The sequence below is a fragment of the Alistipes sp. HGB5 genome, from assembly GCF_000183485.2.
Lineage (GTDB): Bacteria > Bacteroidota > Bacteroidia > Bacteroidales > Rikenellaceae > Alistipes > Alistipes finegoldii.
Genome location: NZ_AENZ01000062.1, coordinates 15,595 through 41,675 on the forward strand (window position 1 = coordinate 15,595; position 26,081 = coordinate 41,675).

Sequence of the window (26,081 nt, forward strand, 5' to 3'; positions counted from 1 at the left end):
AAACCCCTCTCGGAAGAGGGGCTTGAACGGGTCGGGGATCAGCCGATCAGCTTTTCGTAATCCGCGGCGCTCAGCAACGCGTCGTATTCCGCGGGATCGGACATTTTGACCTTGACGATCCAGCCTTCGCCGTAGGCGTCCTTGTTGACGATTGCGGGGTCGGCGTCTACCGCGTCGTTGAATTCGACGATTTCACCGCCGACGGGCAGGAAAGCGTCGCTGACGGTCTTCACGGCTTCGATCGAGCCGAACACCTCGCCTGCGGCGAGCGTCTCGCCGACGGTCGGCACGTCTACGAAAACGATGTCGCCGAGCTGGCTCTGCGCGAAGTCGGTAATGCCGATAACGGCCGTGTCGCCCTCGATACGGCACCACTCGTGGTCGTTCGAGTATTTCAGATTTGCAGGTACGTTCATAATTTGGTTATCGTTTTAAATTTTGAATGTGCTTTTTCTGATGCAAATATAACTGTTATTTCCGTAACAGCAAGGGGATTCTGTATTTTTTAATGCGATTTTGCGCCGCGGATCGTTGCCGATTTGCGGAATGGCTTGCGCAAAATATTTGTATGTATTATTTTTGCGGCAAAATCAAGCTTGCGTTACAGGTATGACAGGGGTAGAGACGTCCGAATCCCGGAGATTCGCGATCATAGGCGTTGCCGGGTACATAGCTCCGAGACATTTGAACGCCATGCGGTCGCTTGGGTGCGATCTGGTGGCGGCGCACGATGTATTCGACAGCGTGGGGATGATCGACGGGTATTTCCCCCGCGCCTATTTCACCACCGATCCGGACGATTTCAGAAAGCGCATGGTCGCCGACCGTGCGGAATTTCTGACGGTCTGCACCCCGAATTACCTCCATTGCACCCATACCGTAACAGGCTTGGAGGCGGGGCTCGATGTGATTTGTGAAAAGCCGCTGGCACTGACTCCGGACGAGTTGTCGAGGATGGAGACCTGCAGCCGGGCCGCGGGCAGGCGCGTATTCCCCATATTGCAGCTGCGCCTTCATCCGGAAATAGAGCGGCTGAAACGGATGGTCGACTGCGCCCCCCCCGACAATTTGTGATGTAGACCTTACCTACATTACTCCCAGAGGAAGCTGGTATGCCGCTTCGTGGAAAGGCGACCCGTGCAAGAGCGGCGGCGTGACGGCCAATATCGGCATCCATTTTATCGACATGCTGCACTGGATATTCGGGCCGGCCGAGAAGGTGGTGCTGCACCATTCGTCGCCGGAGTGTTCGGCCGGCTTTTTGCAGTTGAAGGGTGCCCGCGTCAGGTATTTTCTGAGCGTCAACGCCGCCTATCGCCCTTCGCCGAACGATAATCCCATGTCTCCGTACAGACATCTCGTTATCAACGGCGAGGAGTTCGACTTTACGAACGGGTTTACGGACCTCCACACGTTGAGCTACGAGCGGATACTTGCCGGCCGGGGTTTTGCGGTCGAAGATACGGCGTGTGCCGTCCATACGCTCGATATGCTGCGAAAGAGTGCGGCGGTCGGCCTGACGGGCGACTATCATCCGCTGCTGCGGAATTTGCAGGGGTGATGCGAAAAAAGAACGGGAGCGATGAAAATGGTGGATCTACATAGGCAGTATCTCGGCATCCGCGATGAGGTGGACCGCGCCATCGGCGATGTCATTGCCGAGACCGCCTTCATCAAGGGTCCTGCGGTCGGGCTGTTCGAAGAGGAGCTGGCCCGGCGGTTCGAAGTGCGGCACTGCATCGCCTGCGGCAACGGTACGGACGCGCTTCTGCTGTCACTGCTGGCCGTGGGGCTGCAGCGGGGCGACGAAGTCATCGTCCCGGCCTTTGCATTCGCGGCCGTGGCCGAAACGGTGCTGCTGCTGGGCGGCGTTCCGGTCTTCGCCGACGTCGATCCCCGCACTTTCAACATCGACCCGGCGAGCGTCGCCCGGCTGGTGTCGGAGCGTACCCGTGTCGTCATCCCCGTCCATCTGTTCGGGCAGCCGTGCGATATGGCTGCGCTCACGGCCGTTGCGAAGGAGCACGGCCTGAGGGTGATCGAGGACAACGCCCAGTCGCTGGGAGCCGTATGCCGCATGTCCGACGGCGCGAGCCGCTATGCGGGTACGATCGGGGAGATCGGGTGCACGTCGTTCTTTCCCTCCAAGGTGCTGGGCTGTTACGGCGACGGCGGCGCGGCGTTCACCGACGACGACGGGCTGGCGGCCCGCATCCGGGCGCTGGGCAGTCACGGTTGGTTCCCCAAATACGACAGCCGGCTGGTCGGAATGAATTCGCGGCTCGACACGCTGCAGGCCGCCGTACTGCGGGTCAAGCTGCCGCACCTCGACACATGGATCGCCGCCCGCCGGAGCGTGGCAGCGCGCTACACGGAGCGTTTGGGCGGTCTGACGCCGGTCGTGACCCCGGTCGAGACGCCCTACGCCACCCACGTCTACCACCAGTACACCGTCAAGGTGCCTCCGGCCTGCCGCGACGGACTTCGGGCCGCACTCGCCAAGGAGGGCATACCCTCCATGGTCTATTATCCCGGAACCCTGTACGAACAGCCCGCATACCGCGACGCCTGCATCTGCGATCCCGCGATGCGCCATGCCGCAGCGCTGCCGGCGGCGGTGCTGTCGCTTCCGATGGACAGCGAACTGACCGACGCCGAGGTGGAGCGTGTGGCGGATGCCGTATGCCGCTATTTTGCCGATAACGAAAGCAGATACCATGAGTGAAACGTTCATCCACCCCTCTTCGTTCGTAGACGACGGGGCGGTCATAGGGCCGGGTTGCAGGATCTGGCATTTCTCGCATATAATGGCCGGGGCCCGCTTGGAACGGGATTAAAAAACTGTAACGATTCGATTTATCGGGTCGTTACAACTTTTATATAGGAAAATAGGTAACGCGAAGGTAACGATTTATTTTCAGCTTATTGCGTCTAAATGCCGCATTTCAAATAACCTACTGCAAGCTACGAAAAATTTTCCGATCGAGCAAATTTGCTAAAAACAATAGCGTGTTTGCGGTTCAGTACGACATGCTTATACTTATCGGAATCATTTATCTAGATGTTGATCATCCATGTGAACCCTTCTACAAACAGATCCAAAGAAGTCTGCGAACCGTCAAGACATCGTCCGGCACCGAGTTCCTGCATCGGAACTGCTATCTCCCATAAGATCTGTAGGTGTAAATTGCTTTGCCCAATAAATCGGAGATTTCGGAATTGTGATTTTCTTCCGCAGTCCATGACTACAGGATGGTTTACTTTCAACCAGACCATTTTCATCTCGAATTCCCTCAATGCAATGACAGTCCATAGTAGCGATTTCATTCCTGGAATCACTTTACTGATTCATCTCGGATATTCATCAGACGTCGTCTTACTTTTGCCAACGTATGAAGTGTATTTTTTCAGATCGGAGCAGCGGCTAAATATAGTTGATATAACGTTTGAAATAAAAAGTCTGGAATGGAAATACTTTTACATCGGAAGATATTTTCGAGGCTATAAAATTGGAAGATCTGCGTCGTATTATTGGTAACACAAGCAGGAAATTAACTTGGACATCAATTAGCCGATTTACTCAATATATTGAATCATGGCTGTATCATTATCGGAGGCAAATTGCGCCTTATCATTTTCTACAGCCTGAAAAACTTGCTGTCTATAATATTCACTCCGGTTGATGACCCAATATTTTTCTATTGTTTCATTTCAGTCAGGTGCTAAGCCGGAGTTATTGGGATATGTGACAATATGGAATAAAATCCAGATAATGAGGCAATTTAGAGAGTGCGCATTCGACATAAATGCCAGCCCCCCTAAAAAAGTTGAATGAAGATGTAACCACCAGTTTATCTTCAACCTGCTACGCTCAGATTTTATAGTGCTCCATGGAAATATGATGAGTATCCTCCTCTGTTTTTGCTACGGCCTATGTTATATTATTCACGACGGAATGAAATCCTACATGAGAATAATGTATCCAACTTCTTTAGCTGTGTCTTGCGGACTTTTATTCCAAAGTATGGGAAAATAGGAGTTGCAAACTTTTATTGTTGCAACTCCCATCTGATATCGATTTTTTAGAAGGACTCTTTCAACGCTGTTCAGCCATTTCAATCTGTCGTGGAATCTCGATGTGATCGCATTGGTCGAATACGAAATGGAGCTTCGGATCGAATGTCGCAGGATAGTCTGACGTTCGCACGATGCGATTGCTCGCAGAGAATTGGAATCCGTCTACGCAATACAGATTAACAATGCGGGGATCGAATACTCGGAACAGATTTCCATCGACCTGAATATTGCGGTGATAACGACTTGTCTGCCGCTGGGAAATTCCGCTGCCGACAGCAATGCAGGCACTTCCCCATCCCCGGCTTCCATAATTGCCGTTTGCGAAGATGTTGTTGCGAATTGTTACGTCACGGACACCGGATTGTTCGAACCAGAAGTTACCGTCGCCCTCAAAGAGGATCGAGGCTCCGGCGATATGGAAATAGTTGTTTTCGATGATAACCCGTCCGCGGGAACCAATCAGCAAACCGCGGGCGCGGTTTCCCGACATCCGGCAACCGCTGATGTGAACATCGGGACCGGGTTCGTCGGCTGCAATCAGATGGCCGGGACGAATGTTCTCGGGTAAGGGTTCAGTGAAGGTTACCGCAGAATACTCCTTGTTGAACCGTTCGACCTTAGCAACAATCCGCCGGGCATAGGCTTCAAGCGTGTGGTTGTCGACAATTTCCACCGCCATCCCCGGGACGAGGAAATCTGTGCCGTATTGCCCGCTGTGTCCCCAGCGAACCCAAATCCGCTCCCGATCGAAAATCGTATCGACGGGCATATATAGTCCATGAATATTGGAGGCATCATCCTTCTGATTTTCGAACGTACAGTCGATTAGACGGATCTGTCCCCCGCAATTGGAGAAATGCGTGGCGTCGGCCGTGATGCTGATCATGCGTTTTTTGCCGGGAGCCGGAACAACTTCCATCCGTTCAATTCCGATGTCGCGGCTGCGTTGTGCGATGACCCCCATCCCTCCGCAGTGATGGAGCTTCACGTCGAGGATTGCAATACCCTGCGAATCGGAAACGGTGATCCCGGGATTGAGCCGTCGGGCGGCCCCGAAGACCATCGTATTCCCGATCGCGGCCTTCAAATCACTGCGGAAAATCCGAATCCATCCGTTAGGACGCCGTTCAGCAGGAATGGTATGGGCCGGGAGCCAGTAGTCGTCGACGTGGAAAGCCGGTTCGCATCGTTGGGTATCGAACTCCAACAAACTGGAATAGGGGTAGACACGACCTTCGTCATCGAGGAAACGCAAGCATCCGTCCGTCAGATCGCATCGGTATTTGTCCGGGAACTCCAAATCGAGCCATCCGTTTCCGGCCGCCCGTACGGTACCTTCGGAGTGAAACGTGCGGGTAAAGTCGATCGAAAGATTGCGGATCGTGATGTTGCGGCAACGTTCGAGGTTGAACGGTGAAACGAAACCTGTGAAAAGGAGTTTCGTGTCAGCACCTTCAATGGTGAAATCTTGCAGGCCGACCAAATCAAAGGCAATCCGTTTCAAACCTTCGTCGTTGTTGCTGATGAACTGGTACTTTTCGACCGCCAGATCGGGTCGTATCCGGAGTTCTCCACCCGGAAGAATAAGCCGTGCGGCCCGGATCCGGGCACAATGGGACAAGGCGGCCCGAATGGCCGGTCCTGCGTCGGTTTGTGCAGTCAGGTCGTCAAGGAAATCATTCAAGTAGACATCGCCACCGGATGTCGGGGCCTGACAGGCTGCAAAGAGCCCGACAGCAAACAGCAACAGGGTGTGAAGCAGTTTTTTCATCAGGATATTGGAAATTATGGAAGTTTGATACGCAGGGACGCTCCCTGTCGAAGCCGGAAAGCTCGGGGATTGCATCCCGAAATCGCAAGCGTGACTCGCAGAAACCCGTCCGGCTGTTTCTCGATGACAAGGTCGAAGTTGTTTTCAAAGGCCCGAATGTGCCGCAACGCCATGCGATTCCATCCGGAAGGCATTGAAGGGGTAAGATCGAAGCTCCTGAACCCGGTGGGGCGAATCCCGAACAATCCCTCGGTGATAACGCGGCAGAAAAGCCCGCTTTCGGCGGCCAAGTGGCGTTGAGAGCCCTCGGGCCATGCTTCGATCGGATAGGGAACATGATCGCCCAGGAGTCTGCGCCGGGCATAATGACTGAGGAATTCCGTTGCACGGTCGGCCTGCCCGGCGATGTAGATTCCCCGCAGAGCATAAAGGGTCGAACGGTCCCAGAAGGTCGAACTGCCCTGTTCGGTGAGGAGGCCGTTTTCGGTCATCAGCTCTTTTCCGAGCAGCGCCCGAACAGTCCCTTCGCTGCGGTTTTGCAACCCGGCGATCAACGGCATGCATATCCACGAGCGGAGTTTCGTACAGCCATCGAAATAGCGGTAAGTTTCGTATCCGGCAACCGTGGCGCCGAAATGGCATTCAATCGCCTCAGCGAGCTCCGAAGTCTGCCGTTTGTAAACTCGCAGCGTTTCACGCGGACATCCGAGCTCCTGTCCGAGATAGACGGCCGACCGCAAGGCATCATAATAGAGTGTCGATGTACAGAGATTGGCCTTGCCGGCAGGGAATCGGCCCTCCAATTCATCGGTATCGGAAGCGACGACCCCTTCGGGAGTGAGTTTGCGCCGGCAGTATTCGAGACACCATTCCACCAAAGGCCACAGCTCTTCGGCTTCGTTCCGTTCCCCGCGGGCCAAGGCGTAGCGCGCAGCGCCGTATGCGATCATCGCGGCATCGCCTCGATCGCCGGCCCCGTTCCAGATGTCGTCGCCCTCGGCGATGATCGAACTAGGAATAGGCCGGTATTCAGCATTCATGAAACGGGCGAAGTGGCGGAATGCGTTGAGTGCCGATCGATTCCCGATGTCGTATCCGAGCATTGGAAAAAAAGGGTTGACGTATTCGGCCTGATCGTTGGCCCAAATAGCCGCGTAGTAACATTCGCCGCCCGGAGCATGCATGTAGCCGCCGCGGGTCTTGATAATGCTTTCGGCAGCCCGGATCTTGGCAAAGCGGAATTCCGTGTCGACTACCGGATCCGGGGTCTCCAGGACCAGTTTGTCCGAGATTGCAGACACGAACTCCCTACGAGAGCGGAGTTCGGCTCCGACATCTGCGGGCGGAAGTGTCTCTCCGACTCGACAAGCCCGGAAGAGGGCATCCACCACGGTCGAATCTCCGGGCTGCAGTATGCGGATTCCGGCATCGAGCAATTCGGCCCGAATGACGTAGCCGCCCGTAATGCCTCGTTCCGAAGGGGTCGTCACGATTTGCGAAAACTCTGGGATGGAAATCTCCAGCGTTTGCGAACCGATATTGCGGATAAGATACCGTTCACAGAGGGCGGGTTGTGTCGGCGAAGGAAAGATCGTGCGCTCCATGGCCAAGACCGGAGCCGGATGCTCCACCTCCTCGTATCCGGCCCCCACGGCATTAAAACTCCATTGACTAAAGACCCGGACCGTACCGTCTATGACGATCTTTTCGACCCGTTCGAACTGCAGGGCCGAAGCATTGAAACCCGAGGCGGAGGTATTCACGGCCAACAGCGAGGGAATATCCGTGGCCACGCGGCACATCAGACTGGCATGCGTATCATTGGGACGGACACGTAACAGCGGGAAGATCAGCGAACGTTCGACGCGAAAGGCTCCTCGGTCATCCACAACCCAGCGGAGAACCGTCGAGATCTGCTCGCCGGTCATTTCGAGATGATCCCTGTGGGGCGTATCGTTTCCGGGTCTCCAGACGATGCCTCCGTCCGGATCAATCTGCCAGCGTTGTCCTGCAACAGGAAGTCCGAGCCCGGTGCAAAAAAGAAGGAACAGCAGTTTTTTCATTGTCATTTCATTGTTCAAGGATGGCGGGGCATTCGAACCAGTGCTCCACGAATGTGCGGACGCGCTGCGCATATATCTGCGGATCGTGGAGATAGGCGGCACCATGATCGACGCCGGAAAGTATCCAGAGTTCCTTGTCTCCGATTTTCGCTTCGTACAGCCGGTGAACCATTTCCACAGGGACGACCGAGTCCTTGTCGCCGTGAATGAACAACATAGGCAACCTGCATCGGTGCACGGCATCGAGCGGAGAAGCCTTTGCGAAACTCCATCCGTAGAGGATCCGGCACCAAAGGTCCGATAGATGGAAGAGCGGAAAGAGCGGCAGTCGGCACTGCTTCTCCCAAGAATCGGCAAAGATATCCCGGGTTGAAGTGTAGCCACAATCCTCCACGGCACAGCGGACACATGCGGGCAGCGACTCTTCGGCAGCGGCGATCATCGTAGTGGCGGCACCCATCGAAACGCCGTACAGGACGATCTGCGTATTGCCGCCGAAAAGCGAATCTGCCGTTCGGATCCAGTCCACCACTTCCGTTCGTTCAGTCCACCCCATGCTGATGGCCGAAGGTTCGCTTTGCCCATGACCGCGCAGATCGGGAATCAGAACATTGAATCCGAAATCATGGTTGAAGAGATAGCCGATCATGAGCATGGTTTCCGCCGAACCCTGATAGCCATGAAAGAGCACGGCGGTCTTTTCGGTAGGCTCCGGAGCCCATAGCCACCGGGCATGGAGTCGCTCTCCGTCGGCATTCAACCGTACGATATCATGCAGCAATCCGTTGCTGCGGATGCTGTCGAGCCATTCTGTGGTATGAGGATATTGCCGGGTGAGCCAGCTGAGATCGGTCAGGCGGGGCGGATGGAGTGTCCTGTAACAGAGTACGAAACTCCAGCACAATGCCCCGATGACAAGCAGCCCGAAGATTGCGCTCAGTGCAGCAATGATTTTCTTATTTCGCTTTTTCATGACAGATATTATTTGGGTTCATATGGATCAGTTCGAAATCGGGTTTGCCGTAGCCGATAAACCGGTTCTCGGCGATGCGCACATTTCGACACCCCTCAAGGCAGAATGATTGGCGTTGTGCGGCTGTGGCGGGGAAATCGTATGTTTGTTCGACACAGTTTGCCACGAACTGCAGTCCCTCAACCGATCGGGCGTGGAGCAGCGGACGGTCATAAGTGAGAATGCGGTTGTTGCGGATCCGGATATTGCGATGATAGACCGGGCTGCTTTCGTCTGCCGGACGGAAAGAGGGAGTGATGCTGATGAGGGCTTCGCCCCAGCCGGATCCGCCGTTGTTCGAAGCCGAAGTGCCGCAGTTCTCGAAAAGGTTGTCATGGATATCCATGTCGCACACGGCGCCCGATTCGAACCAGTAGTCGGTATCTCCTTCGATGAGAATTGCCGTTCCGGCCGTCATGAAGCGGTTGTTATGTACGACAACCTTTCCGGGAGTGGTGAGCAAGATGCCGCGGGCGCGGTTGGCTCGCCCGAAGTAGCAATCGTGAATCGATACGTTGGCATACCACGAGGCGTTTTCGATAAAATCGTCTTCCCTGAATGTTTTATCGAGCGGCTCACGCAAGGCGACAACAAGCCGCTTGCTGCTTTTCCTGACAATGCGTTCAATGCGGTTCCGGGCCCCCCGAGATCCGGTCGTTCGTACAATCGGCCAGATCTCATCATCGGCTTTGAACACCCGTTCTGCCGGGAACCGGACTCCGAACAACTCAATCTGTTTCCGGTCTTTCGAAACAGCGACTATCCGGGCATAGATGCCGTGTATGTTCAAGGCATCGTCACCCTGTCCGTTGCAGTTGCAGCCGTCAAGTTCGATCAATCCGCGGCAGTTGGTAAAGTGGAACGCATCGGCAGCACAGCTGAACCGACGCTTTTCGGAACGATTGACGACCGTACAAACCGCCTTGAGCAGGATGTTCTCGCTGCGGAGTCCGTAAACGCCCATTCCGGGAGAATGGCGCAGGTCGATTTTTTCGAAGCAGACATTCCTGCAGTTCACCACCGTCATAGCGTTGGACAAATACCGCCCATGGTAAAGAGCGAGTTCCGTACCGATCGGCAGGGGACGGTCGACCGTCCCGAAGAAGCGGACCGTGTCCGGAGCGATTTCACGGGCTTCGCCGCGGAAGACTGCATTGCGGTCCGAGAGAGGACAGTCCCGGGTACCGTAAAGCACCGCACCGCTTTGCGGATCGTAAGCCGTAGAATAACTTTCGGGATCGATTTCACGCTCCCAAGTCTCATCCGTAAAGCGGATCCGCCCCTTTTCGATGTGGTAGGGATAACGTTTCCGATCGATAGCCAGGTCAACATGGCCGTCCCCAAGAGCAACGATCGAAGCCTGTGTGATATAGGGGCGTTCCCAGTCGAGCGAGAAATTGCGAATCGTCAGTCTTTCGCACTCCTCAGCCAAGAAAAGCATCAAACGCCCGTGTGCGATGAATTCAGCGCCACCGCCGTCGATTATTAAATCCCGAATGCCGCGGAGTCTTGCCACGATGTTCACCCGGTCGTCCTGCCCCTCAGGGGCATGGAAATCGTACCGCCCCGACTCGAAACACAATACGGTGGGGATTTCCCGCTTTCCGATGGTAGCGACGGCTTTTCGCAAGGCTTCGGAAGCATCCTCTCCCGAATCGGGCAACGCACCGAAATCTCGCATCCGAAGCGTATCTCCGAACGGCCGGGATGAAACGCTTCCGATCCATGCGGTCGCGAGAATCGGGAGGATGTATCGACTAATTTTCATAGAAGTACGGATTAGGATTCTCAACCATTCGAGGCATCTCTTCACCCTCCAAACAATGCTCGGAACAGTCGACCAGACTGATTGTCGAATTTTCCTTCCACCCGGAGAAGTCATTGTTCCGGACTGTGACGCTGCGGCAGTGCTGGGCATCGATGACCGAGAGACCGGCGAACCGGGGCTCAAACCGGCGGGAATCGACGAACCGGTTCCTGCTGATGACGAGCGAATCGACCGAGAGAGCATAAATCAACTGGTTGTCGAACGACTCCACGAGGTTTCCTTCGAAACGGATACATCCGTGATACGGAGTCCCCCCGCTCCGGGCATCATGCGAAATAACGGGGTCGATCTGCAGAACGGCCTGGGGAGACCGGCCGCCGGTAGCCATCGTGCCGAATCGGTTGTTACGGATCACGACGTTGCGCGTACGTCCCGATTCGAACCAGTAGTTGGCGTCACCGCAAATGCGTATTCCGGCCATCATTGAAGAAAGATCACTGTTTTCGACGCATACGTCGCCCGGAGTCGAAAGCAGAAAACTCCGGGCGCGATTATAACGAACCGTGCATTCCGATATTTCGACATCGGCATCGGCCGCGCGGTTCCCGACGGCAATGTGCACCGAGTCCGGAATTGCACTCAGGTCGAATCCGGTTCGAATGATGTAATAGTTTTCATTCACGTGGTTCACCTCCTCGACTCGTCCGCAGCCGAGTACCCCCAGATCGGCACGATCGATGAAGACGAGCGAATCACCTTGTTCGGCAAAATCGAAACCCTCCTGCTGAAAGTGCCCAAAACTGGCCCCAAACCGGTTCCCGGAAAACCGATCCACAACCGTCATGTAAACACCGTGAATGTTCGTGGCATCGTCGAGCATGCTTTCGAACCGGCAGGCCCGGAGCACTATTTTTCCCGAACATCCGACGAAATGAGTGGCATCGGCCGATGCAGAGACCATCCGGCCGCTTTGAGGCGGGACTTCAACCCGGTATTGCGAGCAGACGACGTCGCGACAGTTCTCGGCGATCAGCGCCATGCCGCCCGAATCGTGAAGCGTGACGTTCCGGACTTCAACACCGGCCGACTTGTAAAACGAGAATCCCGGATAGCGGCGGTTAGTCGAATGGGGGCCTTTATCCGTATAGACGCTTCCCACAGGAGGCAGCTCCCGAGACGAGTAGCCGCTCAGACGGACAAGCGAATCGCCGATCCATTCGGCCTGCAGCGTTTTTTTTTGATCGTGTTCGTACTGTTCGGCCTGATAGTAGGGCGAACGGGTTCCGGGATCGAACAAAATATTTTCACCGAACGGACTCGCCCAGTCGTAGCCCGTAAACCAGGGTTCCCCGCTCCGGATCTCGAAACGTTCCGGATCGAGCGGACGGAGCGTGATGCTGTGCGTACGAGGATCGTTACCAACGACGAGGCCTTCGAAGATGAACGATGCGTCGCAATCGATCGTGAAAGCCTCGAAAACGATCTGTTCGCATCGAGCGACGCGGAACGGAACGATTGCGCCGTGAAATCTCAACTGGGTTTTTTCTCCAGCCCCTTCGATCCGTACACGTCGCATCTCCTCGAGCAGAAAAGCGCAGCGTTTATAGCCGTTGTCGTTGTTCGAAACGCAGAGATAGCTGCCGGCCGCCTGTTCGGGATAGAAGTCGAACGTCCCCGCTCCGAATCGGATTGTGACCTCACCGGCTGGATGCTCCGCAAGGATCTTGCGTACAAGAGGCGTATAGTCCTCCGTTCCGGAATCGAAGTCGATGGCAATCGTTTCCGGATGCATTTCGCATCCGGAAACGATCAGCGCGGAAAGAATGATGAATTTTCGGATCGACATTCCAAACATCAATAAAATACGACCTTTCTCCATGCGAGACTGCGTTGTCCGAGATCATTCATGTCTGCAGCATAATACATGCGGACAGCCTGTCCCCCGGTTTGATCTCCCTCTTCACTGATCAGGTTGGGATACATGGCCTCCTCCTCACCCAGATTGAGGGATATAGGGGCCTCCCACGCAATACCGTCGGCACTCGTCGAAAGACAAATGCGTCGGCTCCACGAATGATAGACCATCACCCATTTGCCTATGTAGTGGTTCCACATGACCGACGGATTTCCGCCGGCATAGGTATCGAGATTGGCGATCTTGATGTTTGCGCCGCCGAGTTGTGTCTGCCCGTTGCAGCCTTCGACGGTGAATGCTTTGCCATCCCATTTTTTCCAGGTTCCGGCAGCTCCGGCCGGATCCTCCGAACAGGCCATCGTGATCATGTAGTTTCCGGGGTCATCGCAATAGCCCGAGTAGTAGCATATCCAGACTTTGCGCGCGTCGTTCCAAACTACGCACCCGTCTCCCAAGCCGTAGGACTCACCCTGCCCGGCGGGATTTTCGGGTTTGGGGTCGGTTCCGGAAAGGATCCGTCTGCCCGTTTCCCAGGTCAGTCCGTTGTCCGAGGAATAGGTGACGCCAATGGACTTATAGGCGGCGGAGACTCCGGGCCAATGGCTCTCGGCATGGAAGAATCCGGCCAACCGACCGTCCATGAGTTTATGCACGCCGATGAACCATGCGCCGCCGTCGTAAAATCCGGATACGGGTTCGATGCACTTGCCAAAGACCTCCATATCGGAGGTCAAGGCATTGACGTTCTCATCGAGCCAGGGACTGGCGGATACCTGTCGCAGGGAATTGTCCGCAGACCAGTAGGTCGTAAACAGTCCCGAATCATCGTATTTCCCGACGGAGATCTTTCCGTCAAGCCAGAGCATATACCGGGGAATGTGGGGATCCTGCCAACAGATGTTGCGGTCACCGACGACGAACGTTCCAAAATCGGTGTAATCATCCGGATTGAAATCCGCATCGAATTCGTAGGGTTTCGAACTGGAACCGTTGTTGTAGGCATGCGCGAGGTCAAGATCGCGGTCACAGGACGACAGTGCGATCATCAGAGCGGCACCAGCGACGTATAATGCATGTGTTTTCATGGTTTCGTAATTTGAATGGAGGATCGGGTTTTATTTCCAAAGCGGATTCTGTTCGATCTTCCCATTCGAGGCGTCGATAACATCCTGCGGAATGGGGAAGATTACGTGTTTGGGTTGGAAGTTCTGCGCCTGGGAGGTCGCCACGCTCGAATACTTGGCCAGTTTCTTCACGCCTTCCTCAAGTTTTCCGAAGCGGACCAGATCGTACCAGCGCTGTCCCTCGAAGCAGAGTTCGAAACTACGCTCGGCGAGCAGGGCCTCGGCGAACTTGTCGCCGTCCATCATCTTCAGATCAACCGCTTCATTCGGAGTCTTGATATCGACTCCGAAACCACGGCGTCGCACCTGGTTGACATATTCGAGCGCTTCGGGCGAAGGAACTTCGTGAGCCCGCCAAACGGCTTCGGCATACATCAGCAACACGTCGGCATAACGGATGATCGGAAAGTTGATCGGATTTGCCCAGTTTGCCCATCCCGGCCCCCGTCCCTCCTCAGTCAGGGCATGGCGGAACTTGTAGGCGTAGTAGATCGGTTCGGAACTGAGATCCTCCTTGACGAGATTCTGATTGTCGTCGTAAACATATTTGAAGCGAGCGATGTTGTCGCGGCGCAGGTCGGCGGGATCGTACGTTTCATAGAACTCCTGGGTACTCCATACCGCAGACCAGTAGAGGTTATTGGGGGTCTGAACACCATCGATAGTTCCGACCTGGCCTCCGTAGGTGGTTGTACCGTTGTTGGCAAACTCGACATCGAATAGGTATTCGGAACTGTATTCGTTCGACGCATCGAACAGACTGAAATAATCCTTCACGAGCTCAAAACGACCGCTCTGGATAACCTCGTTGAGTTCGACTTCGGCTAAAGCCGCAGCTTCGGAGTCTTCCAAAGGTTCGCCGGCCATTTGCAAATAGACCTTGCCGAGCAGGGCTTTGGCTGCGTAGTAGTGAGCCCGGCCGTTCGCATTCGACACCGGAAGGTTCCCGATGGCTAGTTTCAGATCACTGACGATTTGTTCGTAGACTTGGGCCACGGAAGACTTTTCAGTCTGCACCATTGTGAGATCGGTAACTTCGTGGTTGATGATCGGCACCTCACCGAAAAGCCTTACCAGATGGAAGTAGTAGAAGGCCCGCAGGAAATAGGCTTCGCCGAGAATCCGTTTCTTCTCGCTTTCATTGCCGATATCGGTGTCAGTCAGACGGTCTATGATAACGCAGGCGCGTTGTATCCCGCGATACTGGACATACCATGTTCGGGAGATGTAGCGATGCGAAGGGGTGTAGGTGTAGTTGCAGAGTTCTGTCTCGTTTCCGTCGATGTTGGTCGGAATGATCATCTCATCGGTTCCGACGCGCCCAAGGATGAGGAAACCCTGAAAATAGGACCCGTATCGGTCGCCATTGGCCCATTCGGCCGAGAGCAGCATGTTATAAACGCCCGTGAGTCCCATGTCGAACTCTTCGGCAGTCTTGTAAAAGTTGGAGGTCGCCACGGTACTTTCGAGGGGGACATCGAGGAAGTCGCTGCACGCCGAGAAGATACAGCCTGCAACCGCGATAACGACAAAGCGGCCGAGTCGCGAGTATGCGGAGGTGATGAACTTTTTCATGATGGAGATCGTTTTACTGGAACAGAATGTTAATACCTGCGGTGAAGGTGCGCGGGCGGGGGAAGCAGCCGTAGTCGAAGCCCGACGTGAGGATATTGCTCATGCTGCTGGAACCTTGGTTGGAGTACACCTCGGGGTCGTAGCCCGAGTATCGAGTGAGGACGAAGAGGTTTTCTCCGGCGATATAGAACTTGATCGAGCCGATGTGGCTGTTAGGGCCGAACCATTTGCGCGGACAGGTGTAGCTGATCCGTGCAGAGCGGAGCCGCAGAAACGAGGCATCTTCGACGAATGCCGAGCAGACCGCTCCGTTCGTCATCGTGGAGTATTGCGTGCTTGCAAGGTTCCGGGGCGACCAACGCTCCTCGAAGAATGCCATTTGGTTGTTCGTGGTTCCGGTGAACGCTGCGAGCTGATTGTAGTTTGCGTTGTAGACGTTGCCTCCGTATGAATATTGGAACGAGAGGTTGAGGTCGAGGTTCTTCCAGGTGAAGTTCGTGCCGAAGGCTCCGAAGAAATCGGGTGTCGAGTTTCCGATTACGGTCCGGTCGTCGGATGTAATCTTTTCGTCCTTGTACAGGTCGGCGAAGCGCATGGCCCCGGGTTTTTCGGCTCCGGTTTCGACGGCGACATCAGGCTTCGGCGTTATTCCGTCGATTTCGAAATCATTTAGTCCATAGACACCTTTGGTGACGTATCCGTATATGTCTCCGATCTCTCCGCCCTCTTGCAGGATGACGGCATTCTGACCGCTCAGACAAGTGACACCCAGCAGGATCGGGGCTCCGCCCTGGCCGAGTTCAAGAATTTTGGTCTTGTTGCGGGCGAAGTTGGCGAAGAAATTCCATTTGAAATTCTTGTGGTTGATCAACTGGGCGTTCAGGCTCAACTCGATACCGCGGTTGCGCATTTTGCCGATATTCTGCCATGCCTTGTCGAATCCGACGATGTTAACAACGGGAGCCTCAAGCAACAGGTCCCGGGTAACCTTGTCATAGAAGTCTGCCGTGAATTTCAGCCGGTCGTTCCATAACCCGACCTCCAATCCTGCGTTCACTTCGCGAGTGGTCTCCCAGGAGAGGTTTTCATTAGCAATAGACAAAGAAGACTGCCCGATGGTCTCAATGGTTCCGAAGGAGTAGTTCGTTCCGTAGAGCTGCGAGTAGGAGCCCGAGGTGGGGACATTTGAGTTGCCAACCTCGCCCAGACTCAGACGCAGTTTGAGGGCGCTGACGGTATTTTGATTCTGCATGAATCTTTCGCTGTCGATGTTCCAGGCTAATGCACCGGAGAGAAACGTACCCCACTTGTCGTTGATGAAGCGCGAGGTAGCATCGCGGCGGAGGGTGAAAGTGGCAATGTAACGGTTGTCGTATGAGTAGTTAATTCGACCGATGAGCGAGACATACCGGACCTGCTCCTTGCTGGAGTAGACGTTGAAAACTTTAGCCATCTGGGCATTATTCGATCCGAGATCCTCGTATTCGTATTGAGTGGTTTCGCTGCGATCGTAGAAGTTCGTGTATCCTTGTTCAGTCATGCCGACGAGGACATTGAGACGGTGTTTCCCGAATACGGGCTTCCAGGTGAGCGTGTTTTCGTTGATCCAACTTCCGGATTCAGAACTGCCGATGATACCCTGCCCCTTGTAAAAGTAGCCGCGGGGCGTCGAGGTGGGATAGAACTGGCGGTCTTTGAGCGAATAACTGTCATATCCTGCCGTGATGCGCAAGGTCAGATTCTTAAGGATGTCGGCCTCGACATAGGCATTGAGCATCATTCGGTTGATGCGTTTGGTGAGTTCGGTCTCATTGGCGATGTTGACCGGATTCCCGTGATAGTTGTCGATATAAGAGTCGAGCGAGGACTGCGAGACGCCTGCACGGCGGAAATAGGCCTGAGTCGTTTCGTCGAATTCGAAAGGAAGAGCCGTCAGGGCCGAAGTGATGACGCCTGCAACCTGGGACGTGCCTTCGCCGCCGGTCGGCACTCCGTCGTCGACGATTCGGTTATAGCCGATATCGACACCCGTGCGTATAAAATCCGTGAATCGGTGGTCGATCGTAGCTTTAGCCGTGAGTTTCTGCCAATTCGTGGCGATGAGGACCGATTTGTTCTGCATGTAGGAACCGGAGACGAACATACTCGTTTTTTCAGTAGAGTGTGAAATAGATAGCGAATGGTTTTGAATAAATCCGGTACGAAAGATTTCATCCTGCCAGTCCCGCGACTGTACGTCTCCGATTGTGCGGGGTTGCATGGTGATAGGGTCCGTGAACAGGTGGTTGTTCGAGGAGTTTCGATCAACCTGATAGGCGGCGTACTGGCGAAAATCCATCATGTCATACCGCTTATTCATCTGTTGAAATCCGAAGTAGGTGTTGTATTGGATCTTTCCGCTGTCGCCCCGGCCTCGTTTGGTGGTAATGAGAATGACTCCGTTGGCTCCGCGGTTACCATATATTGCCGTTGCCGAGGCGTCTTTTAGCACTTCGATCGAAGCGATATCGTCGGGGTTTATCATCGAGAGCGAGGACATGCCGGTGTCATATCCGTCTATGCCACCCCCGGTGGAGGTGCTGACATCGAAGAGCGGGAATCCGTCAAGGACAATCAGCGGGGCAGTGGAGCCGGTCAGGGAGTTTGCACCGCGGATAAGCATGCTCGACTCCGAGCCGGGTTTTCCGGATGAGGAGTTGACCATCAGACCGGCCACTCCGCCGGCTAAAGCGTCGTCAACGGAGAAAAGTACCCGGTTTTCGAAGGCATCGGCCTTGATCGAGGCAACAGCTCCGGTCATGTCCTTTTTCCGTAGGGCACCGTAACCGACTACAACGACGTCGTCTATCTGAAGGTCGGAGGGTGAGAGTACGACATCGATCAGGGATCGCTGCCCGACGGATTCGCGAACCTCCCGGTACCCGAGGAAGTTGAAGACGAGAATATCTTTGGATGAACGGACTTTGATCCGATAGAAACCCTTGGCATCGGACGTGGCACCGACGGTGCTGCCTTCGATGATTATCGACGCGCCGGCGACAGGCTTTCCGTCCGGGGAGGTAATCGTACCGCTGACGGAGGTCTGGGCCCGGAGACTCGAAGCAATGAGCAGCAAGCCGGCCAGTAAGAAAACGAATCGTTTCATAGCGAATAGTTTATTCGGGTTATTCTTCGATAAGATTGATTTGTATGTCGTCCAAATACCAGTTTACATCAGCGGAGCCGGCTGACAGAAGAGCGAATTGGGGATAGGTGTTCAGCAACGATTCGTATTTGGCGCTAGTGGCCGTGAATTCGAACCGGACCTGTTTCCACTCTGCGGAAGGCATCAGCTCCGGAGATGCCGGGAGTGTGATCGTTTCGGTAAGCGGATATTCGATATTACTCCAAATTCCGAACATCTCTTCCACCTGTTCCTCGAAAGGAATATCGGGGAAGTAGATGCTCCAGTGGTCACTCGCAAGTACCTGGAGGTATTCATTCCAAGACCAGGAGGGCAGATTGTTATAGATGCCCGTCAAGACGATAAGCGAACCCTCCGCGGCATCCGTTTTCTGCCAGAAGGAGACTTCATATTTTTGTCCGGCAACGAGTTGGGCGTTGCAAACCCAGTTGTCTCGCGTGAACAACTGATAGATGACTCCCGGTTTGAGCGTTACCTTGAGGGCCTGCTTCGAGCCATCGGCCCCGCCGCTGACGATGGAGGTGTTAGTCGTCAGATCATCCGCGGAAGTGGTCGTGTTCCAGAGCGTCCATTTTCCAATGGACGAAAGTTCGAACCGCCAGGGATCATAATCCTTCTCGGGAATGGGGTGCAGCATTGGATAGTTTCCGACAATAAAAGTCTGTTCGACGGTAGTTGTCATTCCGTCGTCGGCCCGAGTGAGTCTGCAGGAGATTCGGGCTCCGTTTTTGTTGGCCGAAGTCCAGGTGACCACTGGGGCGGGATCAGTCGACGAGGAAGGCGTACCGCCTTCGAATGTCCATTGGTAGGATGTCGGATTACCCTCGACTTCGGTAAGGCCGAACGAGACGGGGGTATCGAGCCGAATACAGCCTTTCGGTGTAAGTTCCAAGGCTTTGATCCGAGCCGAAAGCGGGTAAAATACCTCAATGTCGAACGATTCGGACTGCACCTGACCGTTGAGAAAATGGATTGTAAGGGTTACCGTCTTTATGCCTTTCGAATTGAATACGACGCTCGGTTCGGGATCCGTGGAGGTCGCAGGTGTTGCGTCTTCGAAACTCCACTCGCGGGTTTCGACCCCGAGCGAAAGGTCCGTAAATGTAGCGGGTTTCCCGACGCTGAATTGTGATTCCGCGCCGTAGCTCCAAGCGAATTCGTAAGGTTGTGTCCACTCGTCCGAATCGTTGTCACAAGCAGCCAGTACCAACCCAAAGGCAAGAACCGGCACGAGATGAAAGAATAGCTGTTTCATGGTTCGCAGTTTTTGGAATGTAGGTATTTTTTCGGTCAGGGAATCCGGAGTGCTTTCTTGCATGAAGAATTCCGGCATCCCTGTCCGAATCATGGAATCATATTCTCAAGATATGTATTCCTCGGAATATTCGGATTCTGCCCGGTGAGACTTCCGGGCCCAAAGGAGGCGGATCGGATGATCCGACCCCGGCGGATAGAGCATGGAGAGAGAAAATGATTCATTTGCGTTGATTTAGTTTAGGTTTTCAAATTGCCGCATTTGGTGCAGCTGATGCAAAGGAAACTATTAAAAACCTAAAAAATCAACGCAAATGTCTCAAAATACACGGATGACGGGAAAAGTATTTTTTAATTTATTTGAGAAAATCGTCCGGGGTCATTTCTGCGTCTCGGGCTCGTTTTTGGAGAAGATTTCCGACGCGGAGTCCACTTTTCCCGTTTTGCTCCGGTTCCGGAGGGCGAACTCCTTGGGGTAGAGTCCGAATTCCTCATGGAAGATTTTGGCGAAGTGGCTGAGATTGGTGTACCCTACGCGATACATTACCTCATTGACAGGAAGTGTTCCGTCTTGGGCAAGGAATGATGCAGCGTGCTTTAGCCGGATGCTGCGAATGAATTGTATGGGCGTCAACCCCGTGAGGGCAAGAATACGCCGGTAGAGCTGCGATCGTGACACGCCGATTTTGCGGCAAAGCTGTAGGACGTCAAATCGCGGATCGGCTATTTCGGTCTCGATGGTTTCGGTACATTTGACAAGGAAGAGATCTTCGGATTTCTCCACAGCGACTTCTGAAATGGGAATCTCCTTTATAGGTTGACTGTTTTTGTGGATTTTATTCTGTCGGGCAACAAGGTTGTCGATACGGGAGAAGAGCACTTCAAGGGAGAACGGTTTTGCTACATAAGCGTCGGCTCCGACACGGTATCCGGATACTTCGTAGTTCTGCAGATTGTGGGCCGTAAGTAGAATGACCCCGATTGCCGAAGTCCGGGAATTCTCCTTGATTTTGCGGCAAAGTTCGATTCCCGACATTCCCGGCATGACGATGTCTGTAAGCACCAGATCGGGCTGTTCATTGATTGCCTGACAATAAGCCTCCTCTCCATTTCGTGCCGTCGAGACGTTGTATCGGTTCTCCAGCGCGCTTCGAAGATAATCCCGCAAGGCGGTATTGTCCTCGGCCACGAGAATCGAAACTCTTTTTCCATCAGATGCAGCTGCTCCGTGGCGCGTATTTTCTTCCAGGAGCCCGCACTGCATTCCACGATCGTTCCCGATTGCGGTTTCCGCCGCCATCTCCGATTCGAATTGATCGTCACCGAAGTCCGACAGCGCGGAATCCATCCCTATCGGGAGATTCTGAAATGGCCGACCCGGGACCTTGTCGGAATCTTTGATCTGTTCGGGAGCGAGGTGCGCACATCCCTTCGGGATCCGGACCCGGAAGAGCGAACCGACGTTCAATTCGGATGCGACTTCAATTTCTCCATGATGCAGAGTAACGATATGCTTGACCAGGGAGAGTCCGATGCCGATGCTTTTTTGCGGCGAGTTGTTGTTTCGAGCCTGGTAAAAACGTTCGAAGATCCGGGACTGTTCATCCCGGGCTATTCCGATTCCATTATCTTCCACCGAAATGGTTACCGACAGCTGTTGCTCTTCACAGACGAGATTCACTTTCCCTGAACTTTTCCGACTGTATTTGAATGCGTTGTAGAGCAAATTAGCGATAACGATCTCCATTTTCCGACGATCGATCCAGAGTATGAGCGGATCGTTCGGAATCTCCTGCGAGAACTGTATCTGAAGTTGGTCGGCCAACGGCTTGAACAGTTCGGCTATACCGCGGAGGAATTCCGACGCATCGGTTTGCACAGCCGCGAGTTCCATTTTGTGGCTTTCGTATTTGCGCAAGTCGAGGATTTGTTCCAGCAGGGTCTTCAATGCCCCCGCATTGCGGTTGACGAGTTCCAGTCTGTTGCGCGTCGTTTTCCCGATATGCGGATTCAAGAGCAGCTCTTCGACCGGGGCTGTAATCAGCGAGAGCGGCGTCTTGAGCTCGTGGGCGATATCGGTATAGAACTGTAGCATGTTGGCGCTGCTCTTCTGCTCTTCATAGTATTTGTTGCGTTCGAGCTCTATCTGGTGGCGCTCCTGTAGTTTTCGCAGTGAACGGCGGTGCCATCTGTAGAGAAAAAGGATGGTTAGCGCAATGTAGCAAAGCCAGGCCAAGCGTGTGGCATAGACGGGCGGACGTATCGTGATTTCGAGCACCGCAGGGGCCTGAGACCAGTATCCGTCTTCGTTCGAGGCATATACGACCAGCCGGTAGCTGCCCGGGCGCAAGTTGGTATAGACGGCTTGAGGCGACAGTCCGCTGGTGTAGTTCCAGTCGGTGTCGAAATTCTCCATTCTATATTTATAGGTATTGTACTTGGGATCGACGTAGGCGAAGGCCGAAAATTCGAAGGTGAGGTTGTTGCAGTTGTAGGAGAGGTCGAGTTTGTTGAGCCGGTTGATGGCGCGCGGCAGGACGACGCGTCCGCAAACGGAATCTCCGGCCGAGACGGTCTGATTCCGAATCTTAAGCCGGGAGATGGCCGTGCGCGGGCGGATGTCGTTGTCGGTGATGCTGTCCGGATGGAAAATGTTGAACCCCTTTACGCCTCCGAAAACCATCTCGCCGTTGCGGAGTCTGTACGATGCCCAGATTTTGAAGGAGTTGCTCTGCAATTGGTCCTTTACCGTAAAATGCCGGATCGAGTGATCCCGGGGATCGAAGCGGGTGATTCCGTAGCCGCCGATCCAGAAGGCTCCGTGGTCGTCCTCCTGCAGGCTCTCCAGTTCGTTATTGAAGAACCGGGAGTTGGATGTGTCGAAACAGCTGAAACGGGGCGTTTTCCCGCCGCAACGACCTTCGGTCATAAGGAAGAGACCTTCGCCGATCGTTGCGATCCAAAGACCCCCCCCTCTTTCCGGTCACAGTGAATCGTCGAGATGAAGGCATCGGAACTACACACCTTCCGTTCACGGGCGTTCGTAGCGGCGAGTTCGATTCGCTGGCTGTTCGCCTTGCCGTCGGCATCGAATACGATTCGGTTCAGCCCCGAGCGGGTTCCGATCCAGATGGTCTTATTGTCGGTGACGGTATCGGGGTAGATGTCCGTCGTGAAATTGGAGCATAACGAATTGGGATCATCTCCGTTGTGGGTATAGTTGATCCACTGCCCGGTTTTGAAATCCCCGTGGGATGGAATGTATTCGAAACATCCCCGGTTCGAGCTGATCCACAGGTGTCTGTCGCGATCTTCAACGATTCGGAACACGGACAATTCCCCGTCGATGACCGGATGTTTGAGTTGTCGGGCCCGGACCTGACCGGTCTGTATCGCCCGGTCGATATCCCGGCTGTCGATGACCCACAATCCTTTGTCCCACGTTCCGAGCCAGATGTCGCCGTTTTCGGCCATAAAGAAGGCTGATACGGTTGCAAATTGGATGCTCGGCAATCCATTTATGCGCAGCTCCCGGAAAGTTGCGGAACTTCGATTAAACAGATTGATGCCGCCATGTGTGCTGACCCAAAGTATTCCGTCGCGGGCTTCGAGGAACGTGATGATCCGATTTTCACACAAGCCCTGCGCTTCGGTATAGCATTCGATATGTTTTTCGACGACATTGAGCCTACTCAAGCCGCCGCCGATCGTTCCGATCCAAAGCACCCCGGAACGATCCTCGAACAGTGCGCTGATCTCAAAGGAGTTGACGGCATGAGGAATGGGGAGTTTGGGGTGGTAGTGAACAATCTTAATACCATTCCGGTCGTATTTGTACAGTCCCCGGTTGAAACTTCCGACCCAGATGTTTCCGTGATTGTCCTGCGTCGTGACCCGGGATGAGAAGTCGCAGATTCTCTGTAGGTCGTCGGTTTTCGGATCATAGATCCGAACGCCCCATCCTCCGGAAAGCGCGATTTTGCCGTCTGCGAAAGACTGCATCGAGAAACAGCGGGTTTTGATTTCATCCCGGAGGATATTTTGTATCTCCTCGGTTTCGGGGTTATAGATGACGGGGCCGGCATCGGTTGACAGTAGCAGTCTGCAAGAATCCAAGGCGGTTCCGCACTGTATGTAGAATCCTCTCCATCGGTTCTTGACATGCAGATAAGTGGTTGCTCCTCGGAGTGTGAGGTATCCCAATCCGTCGTTTCGACAGACCCATACGGTACCTTTTCGATCTTCGAAAATGTTGTTGATCACCTGGTCTGCAGAGGTTGTCGGCTCTTCGGCGACCGGAAATATCGTTTCGGACACCGGATCGTAACGGTTCAGCCCTCCGGATTCGGTTCCGATATAAAGGGACGAATCCCGGGCGACGAATAGGCAGAGTATCCGGTCGCTGGTGAGGTCGGAATTGTCGGTCCGAAAGGTTTGGAGTCTGTATCCGTCGTATTTACTCAGCCCGCTGAATGTCGCGAACCAAAGATAGCCGTCACGATCTTGCGTAATCGCATTTACGTCGCTGTGCGGGAGTCCTTCGTCCATCGAGAGGGTCTGGATTCGGTCATAGGAGGCGGCAGCGGCGGGGAGCGGCGGAGATAAGAATCCGACGAAGTACAACATGACATTGAACGGAAACGACCGGAGGATGGAGGGAATAAATCGCACGTCGCATGAAATTTTTTCGAAAGTTAAGATAAATCTTCAATTCTTCAAAATTCGTATTTTCCAAGTGGAAGCAGGCAAAGCCAACGAATATTTATGAGGAAATGTATTAAAAAGCAAATAATTAAGTAAAAAGATAAAAAAAGAACCGAAGATTATTTTTTAGCCGGGACAAATCCATCGATATATTGAGTTGATTGTAGTAATGGTAAGAACAGGCCTGACGAGTTTGTTAGTCACAGCAATCAGAGCTACTTTGAATGGTTTTTCATTTGCCTTTAATCGGATATAACACTCCCGACTATTGTAACGCAAGGCAGTCCAAAAGGCAATATAGAGTAAAGATCGCAGACGTTCATCGTCATTCCGGTTGATATGTTCTCTGATATTTACGGATGTTCTTGATTGTTGATAGGTTGGACATATTCCGATGAAGCGGGATAGTTGCTTTGCATTGTCAAAGTAGGTAAACCCTTCGGTGGTAAGGATCCGTATTGTAGCCTGCGAGGGCATTTTGTAGATGGGAGGATTCATCTTCTCCCCGTACATGGCGATCATGTAGGCGTCTTTTTCGTCGGTTTTGGTAACGGGCATCATCATTCGGGAAAAATGCTTGATCTGCTTTTTGGGGGGGGCAAAACTGACGGCAATACCGTTCTGATGTAGCAGGTACAGCAGCAGCCGTAATTGCTGGTAGCTTCCATAACGCAATGATGCTCAGCGACAGCAAGCGTACCGATGAGCTCACGCATTCTCGCGGTTGTGTTAGGGAAAGTCTTAGTAGGGTTGCCGTTCGTTGATGGATAAGCCGCTACGAAACTGCTCTTGCTGATATCGATACCTCTGGAAACCATAATAAAAAACTTTAAGTGAAAATTACATCTTGTAAAACCATCGTCGCGGACATGGACTCTACTCGACTTCACGAACAGTTCAGCTTTAAGATGCAATGCATGGGGACGGAACGTCATAAACGGTTTCTAAAACCAATAAAAGCTCTGTCTTACTTCATGCTTGATACTCCAAAATCAATTCAATTGTTTAACAATGTATGACCAAAGATTGAAGAACTCAAAACAGGGAAATTGAATAATTTGAACTATATCTTCGGTCGCGTTTGATAACGACGAACTCCTCGTTGAAGATTCTTTTGACGATAAATTGGCTCCGATTATGCTCCAGTCCAGCCTTACAAAGCATCTGCTTAAAGCGGATATTCTCTTCCGTGGTGAGTTTGAAATTATACCTGTGGACTCTGGGATCTGTCGTTGTCGGGCGTCCGATCCTCTTTTTCGTGGTTGTCATCAATCTGGTAGTTTAAGTGGCGTGACTCGGGAACGCCACCCAACCTCGCAGAGCGAGCACCTTTTGTATGCCGAAAAGTTTTTCGGCATACAAAGGTACAGCTCGCTCCCATCTGGCGATGGGAAAAAGCCGCGCCGGAGAACTGCTATCGAAAGTTTGAAAACTCCTCCGCTACGGCTTCCGAGGCAAGGTCTTTCCCGGTGCAATATTACAACCGTCCGGTACGAAAAAAAAGCCCGCCGAACGGACTGGAGCGGTCGTGAGCGGACATCGGAATCGAGGTATTTCTGTCGGTTGTATCTTGCAGCATGAAAGGCAAGTTTTCTTATTCCGTTCATTATCCCGATATAAACTGTATTAAACAG

At 53.5% G+C, this 26,081-nt stretch carries 16 protein-coding genes and 1 pseudogene; 3 read left to right on the top strand and 14 right to left on the bottom strand.

Annotation, left to right across the window (positions count from 1 at the left end):
- Positions 1-38: 38 nt before the first annotated feature.
- Positions 39-416, bottom strand: coding sequence for a glycine cleavage system protein GcvH (gcvH, locus tag HMPREF9720_RS10940; RefSeq protein WP_009598413.1), 378 nt, complete (start codon positions 414-416; stop codon positions 39-41).
- A gap of 277 nt (positions 417-693) precedes the next feature.
- Between gcvH and HMPREF9720_RS15920 the strand changes: the two genes are divergently transcribed.
- Genes HMPREF9720_RS15920 through HMPREF9720_RS10950 form a run of 3 tightly spaced genes read left to right on the top strand, consistent with a single transcriptional unit; the run spans position 694 to position 2,725 of the window.
- Entirely contained in the window at positions 694-1,074 is a 381-nt protein-coding gene (locus HMPREF9720_RS15920; protein WP_229100559.1) for a Gfo/Idh/MocA family protein, read from the top strand.
- A gap of 16 nt (positions 1,075-1,090) precedes the next feature.
- Positions 1,091-1,561: a Gfo/Idh/MocA family oxidoreductase gene (locus tag HMPREF9720_RS15925; RefSeq protein ID WP_254654387.1), complete on the top strand. Its 471-nt coding sequence runs from the start codon at positions 1,091-1,093 to the stop codon at positions 1,559-1,561.
- A 21-nt stretch (positions 1,562-1,582) separates the two neighbouring features.
- Positions 1,583-2,725, top strand: coding sequence for a DegT/DnrJ/EryC1/StrS family aminotransferase (locus HMPREF9720_RS10950; protein WP_009598408.1), 1,143 nt, complete (start codon positions 1,583-1,585; stop codon positions 2,723-2,725).
- 1,371 nt (positions 2,726-4,096) lie between these two features.
- Here HMPREF9720_RS10950 and HMPREF9720_RS10960 read toward each other — a convergent pair.
- The 13 genes and pseudogenes from HMPREF9720_RS10960 to HMPREF9720_RS15930 form a co-directional block, all read right to left on the bottom strand.
- Positions 4,097-5,848, bottom strand: a complete 1,752-nt coding sequence (locus HMPREF9720_RS10960) for an alpha-1,3-galactosidase-related protein (protein WP_009598410.1) — start codon at positions 5,846-5,848, stop codon at positions 4,097-4,099.
- 14 nt (positions 5,849-5,862) lie between these two features.
- Positions 5,863-7,911, bottom strand: coding sequence for a hypothetical protein (locus tag HMPREF9720_RS10965; RefSeq protein ID WP_009598403.1), 2,049 nt, complete (start codon positions 7,909-7,911; stop codon positions 5,863-5,865).
- A gap of 7 nt (positions 7,912-7,918) precedes the next feature.
- The gene (locus tag HMPREF9720_RS10970) at positions 7,919-8,884 is read right to left on the bottom strand and encodes an alpha/beta hydrolase (RefSeq protein ID WP_009598405.1); all 966 of its coding nucleotides are present in this window, start codon (positions 8,882-8,884) and stop codon (positions 7,919-7,921) included.
- The gene (locus HMPREF9720_RS10975) at positions 8,868-10,736 is read right to left on the bottom strand and encodes a hypothetical protein (protein ID WP_175282411.1); all 1,869 of its coding nucleotides are present in this window, start codon (positions 10,734-10,736) and stop codon (positions 8,868-8,870) included. Before HMPREF9720_RS10975 ends, HMPREF9720_RS10970 begins: the two co-directional genes overlap by 17 nt.
- Positions 10,681-12,570, bottom strand: a complete 1,890-nt coding sequence (locus HMPREF9720_RS10980) for an alpha-1,3-galactosidase-related protein (protein WP_139022493.1) — start codon at positions 12,568-12,570, stop codon at positions 10,681-10,683. The genes HMPREF9720_RS10975 and HMPREF9720_RS10980 overlap by 56 nt, the downstream gene beginning before the upstream one ends.
- Positions 12,546-13,691, bottom strand: a complete 1,146-nt coding sequence (locus tag HMPREF9720_RS10985) for a hypothetical protein (protein WP_014774950.1) — start codon at positions 13,689-13,691, stop codon at positions 12,546-12,548. The genes HMPREF9720_RS10980 and HMPREF9720_RS10985 overlap by 25 nt, the downstream gene beginning before the upstream one ends.
- Before the next feature lie 30 nt (positions 13,692-13,721).
- The gene (locus tag HMPREF9720_RS10990; RefSeq protein WP_009598411.1) at positions 13,722-15,305 is read right to left on the bottom strand and encodes a RagB/SusD family nutrient uptake outer membrane protein; all 1,584 of its coding nucleotides are present in this window, start codon (positions 15,303-15,305) and stop codon (positions 13,722-13,724) included.
- Positions 15,306-15,318: 13 nt separating this feature from the next.
- Entirely contained in the window at positions 15,319-18,450 is a 3,132-nt protein-coding gene (locus tag HMPREF9720_RS10995) for a SusC/RagA family TonB-linked outer membrane protein (protein WP_009598391.1), read from the bottom strand.
- Between the two features lie 19 nt (positions 18,451-18,469).
- Positions 18,470-19,744 carry a PKD domain-containing protein gene (locus HMPREF9720_RS11000; RefSeq protein ID WP_014774949.1) on the bottom strand — a complete coding sequence of 425 codons (1,275 nt, stop codon included), beginning with the start codon at positions 19,742-19,744 and terminating at the stop codon, positions 18,470-18,472.
- 378 nt (positions 19,745-20,122) lie between these two features.
- A complete protein-coding gene (locus HMPREF9720_RS11005; protein WP_161989193.1) occupies positions 20,123-22,480 on the bottom strand; it encodes a response regulator in 2,358 nt (785 codons plus the stop codon).
- Positions 22,481-22,668: 188 nt separating this feature from the next.
- On the bottom strand, positions 22,669-24,414 hold the full coding sequence (locus HMPREF9720_RS11010) for a ligand-binding sensor domain-containing protein (protein WP_009598401.1): 1,746 nt from the start codon (positions 24,412-24,414) through the stop codon (positions 22,669-22,671).
- Between the two features lie 159 nt (positions 24,415-24,573).
- Positions 24,574-25,122: a transposase gene (locus HMPREF9720_RS15210; RefSeq protein WP_227042898.1), complete on the bottom strand. Its 549-nt coding sequence runs from the start codon at positions 25,120-25,122 to the stop codon at positions 24,574-24,576.
- 399 nt (positions 25,123-25,521) lie between these two features.
- Positions 25,522-25,716 (bottom strand): annotated as a pseudogene (locus HMPREF9720_RS15930) (hypothetical protein); the annotation flags it as partial.
- Between the last annotated feature and the right edge of the window lie 365 nt (positions 25,717-26,081).

Bases quoted from the DNA above. Each gene is read 5' to 3' on its own strand.
- HMPREF9720_RS10995 (WP_009598391.1), bottom strand. From the start codon at position 18,450: ATGAAACGATTCGTTTTCTTACTGGCCGGCTTGCTGCTCATTGCTTCG.
- HMPREF9720_RS10950 (WP_009598408.1), top strand. From the start codon at position 1,583: ATGAAAATGGTGGATCTACATAGGCAGTATCTCGGCATCCGCGATGAG.
- HMPREF9720_RS10970 (WP_009598405.1), bottom strand. From the start codon at position 8,884: ATGAAAAAGCGAAATAAGAAAATCATTGCTGCACTGAGCGCAATCTTC.
- HMPREF9720_RS10990 (WP_009598411.1), bottom strand. From the start codon at position 15,305: ATGAAAAAGTTCATCACCTCCGCATACTCGCGACTCGGCCGCTTTGTC.
- HMPREF9720_RS10985 (WP_014774950.1), bottom strand. From the start codon at position 13,691: ATGAAAACACATGCATTATACGTCGCTGGTGCCGCTCTGATGATCGCA.
- HMPREF9720_RS10960 (WP_009598410.1), bottom strand. From the start codon at position 5,848: ATGAAAAAACTGCTTCACACCCTGTTGCTGTTTGCTGTCGGGCTCTTT.
- HMPREF9720_RS11000 (WP_014774949.1), bottom strand. From the start codon at position 19,744: ATGAAACAGCTATTCTTTCATCTCGTGCCGGTTCTTGCCTTTGGGTTG.
- HMPREF9720_RS10980 (WP_139022493.1), bottom strand. From the start codon at position 12,570: ATGGAGAAAGGTCGTATTTTATTGATGTTTGGAATGTCGATCCGAAAA.
- HMPREF9720_RS15920 (WP_229100559.1), top strand. From the start codon at position 694: ATGCGGTCGCTTGGGTGCGATCTGGTGGCGGCGCACGATGTATTCGAC.
- gcvH (WP_009598413.1), bottom strand. From the start codon at position 416: ATGAACGTACCTGCAAATCTGAAATACTCGAACGACCACGAGTGGTGC.
- HMPREF9720_RS10965 (WP_009598403.1), bottom strand. From the start codon at position 7,911: ATGAAAAAACTGCTGTTCCTTCTTTTTTGCACCGGGCTCGGACTTCCT.